General features: G+C 71.0%; 7 protein-coding genes and 1 pseudogene. 6 read left to right on the top strand and 2 right to left on the bottom strand.

Annotated elements, in window-relative coordinates; all coding sequences use genetic code 11:
* On the top strand, window positions 1-607 hold a 607-nt coding region (locus ACWDA7_RS49605; protein ID WP_450614398.1), incomplete at its 5' end, for a CPBP family intramembrane glutamic endopeptidase.
* Between the two features lie 145 nt (window positions 608-752).
* On the opposite strand, the gene ACWDA7_RS49600 is transcribed toward ACWDA7_RS49605, so the two are convergent.
* Both ACWDA7_RS49600 and ACWDA7_RS49595 read right to left on the bottom strand, forming a co-directional pair.
* On the bottom strand, window positions 753-887 hold the full coding sequence (locus ACWDA7_RS49600) for a hypothetical protein (RefSeq protein WP_450614396.1): 135 nt from the start codon (window positions 885-887) through the stop codon (window positions 753-755).
* An 86-nt stretch (window positions 888-973) separates the two neighbouring features.
* Window positions 974-1279, bottom strand: a pseudogene (locus ACWDA7_RS49595) (nucleoside-triphosphatase); the annotation flags it as partial.
* A gap of 407 nt (window positions 1280-1686) precedes the next feature.
* Between ACWDA7_RS49595 and ACWDA7_RS49590 the strand changes: the two are divergent.
* The 5 genes from ACWDA7_RS49590 (at window position 1687) to frdD (ending at window position 5354) form a co-directional block, all read left to right on the top strand.
* A complete protein-coding gene (locus ACWDA7_RS49590; protein ID WP_450614394.1) occupies window positions 1687-1965 on the top strand; it encodes a hypothetical protein in 279 nt (92 codons plus the stop codon).
* A 93-nt stretch (window positions 1966-2058) separates the two neighbouring features.
* On the top strand, window positions 2059-3813 hold the full coding sequence (frdA, locus tag ACWDA7_RS49585) for a fumarate reductase (quinol) flavoprotein subunit (protein ID WP_450614392.1): 1755 nt from the start codon (window positions 2059-2061) through the stop codon (window positions 3811-3813).
* Window positions 3810-4586, top strand: a complete 777-nt coding sequence (locus tag ACWDA7_RS49580) for a succinate dehydrogenase/fumarate reductase iron-sulfur subunit (protein ID WP_450614390.1) — start codon at window positions 3810-3812, stop codon at window positions 4584-4586. The genes frdA and ACWDA7_RS49580 overlap by 4 nt, the downstream gene beginning before the upstream one ends.
* Window positions 4583-4996 (top strand): hypothetical protein, encoded by a 414-nt coding sequence (locus tag ACWDA7_RS49575; RefSeq protein ID WP_450614388.1) that lies wholly within the window; start codon window positions 4583-4585, stop codon window positions 4994-4996. Before ACWDA7_RS49580 ends, ACWDA7_RS49575 begins: the two co-directional genes overlap by 4 nt.
* Window positions 4997-5000: 4 nt before the next feature.
* Window positions 5001-5354 carry a fumarate reductase subunit FrdD gene (gene frdD / locus ACWDA7_RS49570; RefSeq protein ID WP_450614386.1) on the top strand — a complete coding sequence of 118 codons (354 nt, stop codon included), beginning with the start codon at window positions 5001-5003 and terminating at the stop codon, window positions 5352-5354.
* The last annotated feature ends 285 nt before the right edge of the window (window positions 5355-5639 follow it).

The following is a 5639-nucleotide window of genomic DNA, read 5'->3' as shown; positions in this document are numbered from 1 at the left end:
AGCCTCGATGCAGCGTGGCCTGGACTGCGGCCTCGTCCTGGCCGGGGCCGTCCTCGCCGTCTACCTCCTCGCGTGGCACCTGCCGCTGACCCACGAGGCCTTCAAGGACAAGCGCGCCGCCGGTCCTTCTGCCGCGAAGCAGTTGTTCCGGCTTCTGGTACGCGTGCCGTTCGGCACGGTGCTGCTGGAGGAGGTGGGCTTCCGTGGCGTCCTGTGGACCCTGATCACCCGACTTCGTGGCCCCCAATGGGCCACGGCGATCTCGTCCACTCTCTTCGGTTTCTGGCATGTGCCGCCGTCGCGGGGACTCACCAAAGCCAACACCGCGGCCGAAGCCGTCTTCGGTGCCGGGACGGCCGGCGTCATCCGGTCCGTCGCGGCCGCCGTCGTCGGAACGGGCATCGCCGCCGTGCTCTTGTGCGAACTGCGCCGCCGGTCCGGCAGCCTGATTGCGCCCATGGCCGTGCACTGCGCCCTCAGCAGCTTCGGCCACGCCTTGGCCTGGGCGGCTGTCGACGGGAGTGACGGACGCCTGCCAGGGACCACAACGCTGCGAGTGTCGAAAACCCCATCCATGGCCTGTGACGTGCAGGTTCTCACGTCGTGACGGAAGGGCCGGCCACCCCAGGAAGGGCATGAACACGCCACGATGCCAGGGTGGGCGCCAGGCGAACAGACCGCGCGCCGGGGATTGCGCCGTCCGGCGTGGGTCCGGTGGCGACGATGGCGGCCGGCGGGGCTCGCGCACGCGCTCAGGGTCCCAGCCGTCGTGCCAGTTCCTCGGGGAGGACGTTGCGGTTCGCCGGGGTGATGGGCACGACGTCCATGTCGTGGCGGCCCTTGAGCGCGTCGGTGAACGGGTCGCGATGCACGTGTACGGTGGCCACGACGTCGAAGTCCGCTTGGAAGAAGACCCGACCGTGTCCCGGAACGGGGCACAGGCCAGCTCCATCCGCCCGAGCTCGTCGACGAGGACCAGCGGCCCGGGCGCCGGGCGCGTCGCCACCCACTCCAGCGCCGGCAGCGCCAGCCGTTCCATGACGCCCAGGTCGACTCCGTACCGTCCGACCCGCGGGGGTCCCGGAAAGTCGACGTGGGCGAGCACGGCGCGTCGGCCCGTCAGCGTCTCCAGCGCGAAACCGACGCGTGTGCCGCCGTGCCGGATCTCCTCCGTGGTGAAGCCGACGACCTCACGGGTGCGCACCAGCGTGGCCAGGCGGCAGACGGCCCTCGTCTTGCCCACGCCGGGACGCCCTTCGAGCAGGATCCTTGTGGGCATGGTGTGCTCCGCGCCCGGGTTGATGTGATCCTCGTCGGTCGGTGGGTGGGTTCCCGGGGACCGGTCGGCCGATCGCGCCGACGTCCCTCGCGACGAGGTCCCGCAGTCCTTCTACCGGGTTCCCGGCGAGGAGCCGGTCAGTCATCCGGACCTGGGCGTCCCGGAATTCCCCGGAGGACGCCGGGCGTTCCCAGTCGGTGGGGGAGCGCGTCGGGCACGGGCGACCATGGCACGCACGGTGATCTCGGAATCGCAGGTGGTGATGCTGGGCGTCCGTCGTCACCGACGGCTCTACGGCGCCGCCGTCCGAGCCAGAGCGCGGCCGGAGGGGGCAGCGGTGGCCCCGGGCCCGTACGTGGCCCCGGGCGCTGGGTCTGCGCGGGCGGTCCACCGGCGGTACGCTCGCAATGAGCGCGCGGGTGGCGTGGGCCGCGGTCGTCGAGGAGGCGGCGATGGTCGGCAACACCATCGACTTCACCGAGGAGCGGGCTCCGTGCGGCCGGATCGTCGACGGGCTGCGCTATCAGGAGGACGACGCCGCGGGCCTGGTCATCGACGAGGTGAGGTACGCCTGTGGGTGCCATCGGGTCCGGCGCGAGTTCCACGACGGCAGCGTGCGCGTCAGGACCGTCCGTCACGACGGGGTCCTTCTGCAGGACGAGCACAGCGGCGAGTGCGAAGCCTGATCGAGCGCGCGCACCGGGACGGGGTGCGCACCCCGGGACCGTGGCGTCGGCGCCCGGGACGGTGGCGTCGGAGTGGTGACATCGGGTGGTGACATGACCGCTTCCCATGACGTCGTGGTGATCGGCGGCGGAGGTGCCGGGCTGCGCGCAGCCATCGCCGTCGCCGAGACCGATCCCAGGCTGAGCGTCGCGATCATCTCCAAGGTCTACCCGATGCGCAGCCACACGGTCTCGGCCGAAGGCGGGGCCGCCGCCGTCGCGGGCGCGGGCGACACGCTCGACGAGCACGCCTACGACACCGTGTCCGGCGGGGACTGGCTGTGCGACCAGGACGCCGTCGAGGCGTTCGTGGCCGAGGCGCCGCGCGAGCTGCTCCGGCTGGAGCACTGGGGCTGTCCCTGGAGCCGCCGACCCGATGGGCGCATCGCCGTACGGGCGTTCGGTGGCATGAAGAAGAAGCGCACCTGGTTCGCCGCCGACAAGACCGGGTTCCATCTCCTGCACACCCTGTTCCAGACGGCACTGTCCTATCGGGACATCGTGCGCTACGACGAGTGGTTCGTCACCACCTTGCTGGTCGACGACGGGAGGGTCCGCGGCGTCGTGGCGGTCGAGCTGGCCACCGGCCGGGTCGAGGCCATCACGGCGGGCGCCGTCGTCGTGTGCACCGGCGGCTGCGGGCGGGTCTACCCGTTCACCACCAACGCCAGCATCAAGACCGGCGACGGCATGGCCCTGGCGTACCGGGCGGGCGCGCCGCTGAAGGACATGGAGTTCGTCCAGTACCACCCCACCGGCCTGCCGTTCACCGGAATTCTGATCACGGAGGCCGCGCGCGCCGAGGGCGGCTGGCTCCTCAACAAGGACGGCTACCGCTATCTCCAGGACTACGACCTCGGCACGCCGGAACCGGGGCCGGTGCTGCGCAGCATGGAGCTGGGACCGCGCGACCGGCTGTCGCAGGCGTTCGTGCACGAGCTCGACAAGGGCCGGACCGTCCCCACGCCGCACGGTCCCGTCGTCCACCTGGACCTGCGCCACCTCGGCGCGGACCTCATCGACACGAAGCTGCCCTTCGTACGGGAACTGTGCCTCCGGTACCAGAACATCGACCCGGTCGGGGAGCTGATCCCGGTGCGGCCGGTCGTCCACTACATGATGGGGGGCGTCCACACCGACCTGCAGGGCGCCACGGGCCTCGACGGCCTGTATGCCGCGGGCGAGGTGGCCTGCGTCAGCATCAACGGAGCCAACCGACTGGGCTCCAACTCCCTGCCCGAGCTGCTGGTCTTCGGCGCCCGCGCGGGCCGTGCCGCGGCCGAGTCCGCCGCGGCGAACGCGGGATCCGGTCCCGGCGCCGCCGTCCTCGCGCAGGCACAGGACGAACAGCGGCGACTGGAGGGCCTCGTGGCCCTCCACGCCGAGGGCCGGGACCGCATCGCGGACATCCGTACGGCGATGCAGAACGCGATGGAGAGCGGTGTCGGGATCTACCGTGACGGGCCCTCCCTGACCGCCGCGGCCGAGACGCTGCACGAGTTGGGGGGGCGGTGCGGCCGTGCGGCCGTCGACGACCACAGCCGTACGTTCAACACCGACCTGATCGCGTTGCTGGAACTGTCGTTCATGCTCGATGTGTCCGGGGTCGTCGTCCACAGCGCACTGCGCCGCGAGGAGTCGAGGGGCGCGCACCAGCGCACCGACTTCCCGGCCCGGGACGACCTGCGCTACCTGGCCCATTCGCTGGCCCACCGCGCACCGGACGGCACCGCGCGGGTGACGTACCTGCCGGTGACCGTCACCCGCTGGCCCCCTGGGGAACGCGTCTACGGAAGGCGGCAGCCATGACGGACAGGGCCTTGGCCTGGACAGGCAGGGACCCGGAACGGATCACCCTCCAGGTCGCCCGCTACCGGCCGGAACAGGACACCGAACCGAGCTGGCAGTCCTATGAGGTGCCGCTGCGCAAGGAGTGGACGGTCCTCGACGGGCTCAACCACATCAAGGACCACGTGGACGGCACCCTCTCCTACCGCTGGTCCTGCCGCATGGGCATCTGCGGCAGCTGCGGCATGACCGTCAACGGCGAGCCCCGGCTGAGCTGTTCGGCCTTCCTGACTGAATCGGCACCTGGCCCGGTGCGCGTTGAGCCCCTGGCCAACTTTCCCGTCATCCGGGACCTCGTCGTCGACATCGAGGACTTCATGGACAAGCTCGCCGAGGTCAAGCCCTGGATCGTCCGGGAGGAGCACAAGTTGCTGGACGAGGGCGAGTACCGGCAGACGCCGGACGAGATGGACGAGTACAAGCAGTACAGCATGTGCATCAACTGCATGCTCTGCTACGCCGCCTGCCCGGTGTACGCGCTCGATCCGGGCTTCCTGGGCCCCGCGGCCATCGCCCTCGCCCAGCGCTACAACCTCGACTCCCGCGACGAAGGCGCCGAGGACCGGCGGGACGTCCTGAGCGCCGCCGAGGGCGTCTGGGCCTGCACCCTGGTCGGCGAGTGCACCACGGCCTGCCCCAAAGGGGTCGACCCGGCCGGTGCCATCCAGCGCTACAAGCTCACGGCGGCCACGCGGTCGCTCACGGACCTGCTGTGGCCGAGGGGGGCGCGATGAGCCAGACACCCGGGCCGACGGCCCGGCCGACGATGTACCGCAGGCCCGTCCCGCCGCTGTGGTGGCTGGGACGCCGCTCCTACGTCGTATTCGTGCTACGGGAGCTCAGCGCCGTCTTCGTCGCCTGGTTCGTCGTGTACCTGCTGCTCATGGTGGGCGCGGTCGCGGACGGCGGCGGCGCGTACGCGCGGTTCCAGGACTGGAGCGGGCACTGGTGGGTCGTGCTGGTGAACGTGATCGCGCTGCTCTTCGTTCTCCTGCACACGGTCACCTGGTTCCGGCTCGCGCCGCGGGCCATGGTCGTGCGGCTGCGGGGCCGCCGTGTCCCGCCGGGCCGAATCCTGGCACTGCACTATCTGCTGTGGGCGCTGCTATCGGCGGCCGTGGCGTGGCTGATCCTGGGCGGGTAGTGCGATGAGCAGGAAGTCGTCTCCGGAACCACTGCTGTGGCTGTTGTTCAGCGCGGGCGGCACGGTCGCCGCGCTCCTGGTCCCCGTGCTGCTGTTCCTGTTCGGCGTGGCCTTCCCTCTGGGCTGGCTCCCGTTCCCCGACCACGCGCACCTGCTCGCGGTACTGCGGAACCCGGCGACCAAGCTGGTCCTCCTCGGGCTCTGCGTCCTGTGCCTGTTCCACTGGGCGCACCGGTTCCGCTACACGCTGTACGACGGACTCCAGCTCCAGCGGATGCGCGGGCCGATCAGCGCCTGCTGCTACGGAGGCGCGGCACTCGGATCGGTCGCCGCCGGATTCGTCCTGTTCCGGGTCTGACGCAGGCCGGCGACCGGGTGCTGGAGAAGCGGTCGCCGGACCGGTCCCGCCACAAGCACCCGACCGAGTGCCGCCCGGCCGCGGTCTGGTCAGCGTCTCTGACTTGTTGAATCGAGCCCAGACGCGCGGTCTGCAGCCGTAGCGTCCAGGGTGCCGGTGGGCGCGGGCTCGAGTTGTCTCTTGCCGCCTTGTGGGGCTGGCTCACAATCAGCGTGCCGCTGCCGACCGGCACCCGCGCGGTGTGGCTCGACAGAGGCGTGAAGGTGACGCAGCGACTTCAAGTCA

It is taken from the genome of Streptomyces sp. NPDC001156, from assembly GCF_053598275.1.
This window is presented reverse-complemented; position numbering and strand designations above follow the sequence as displayed.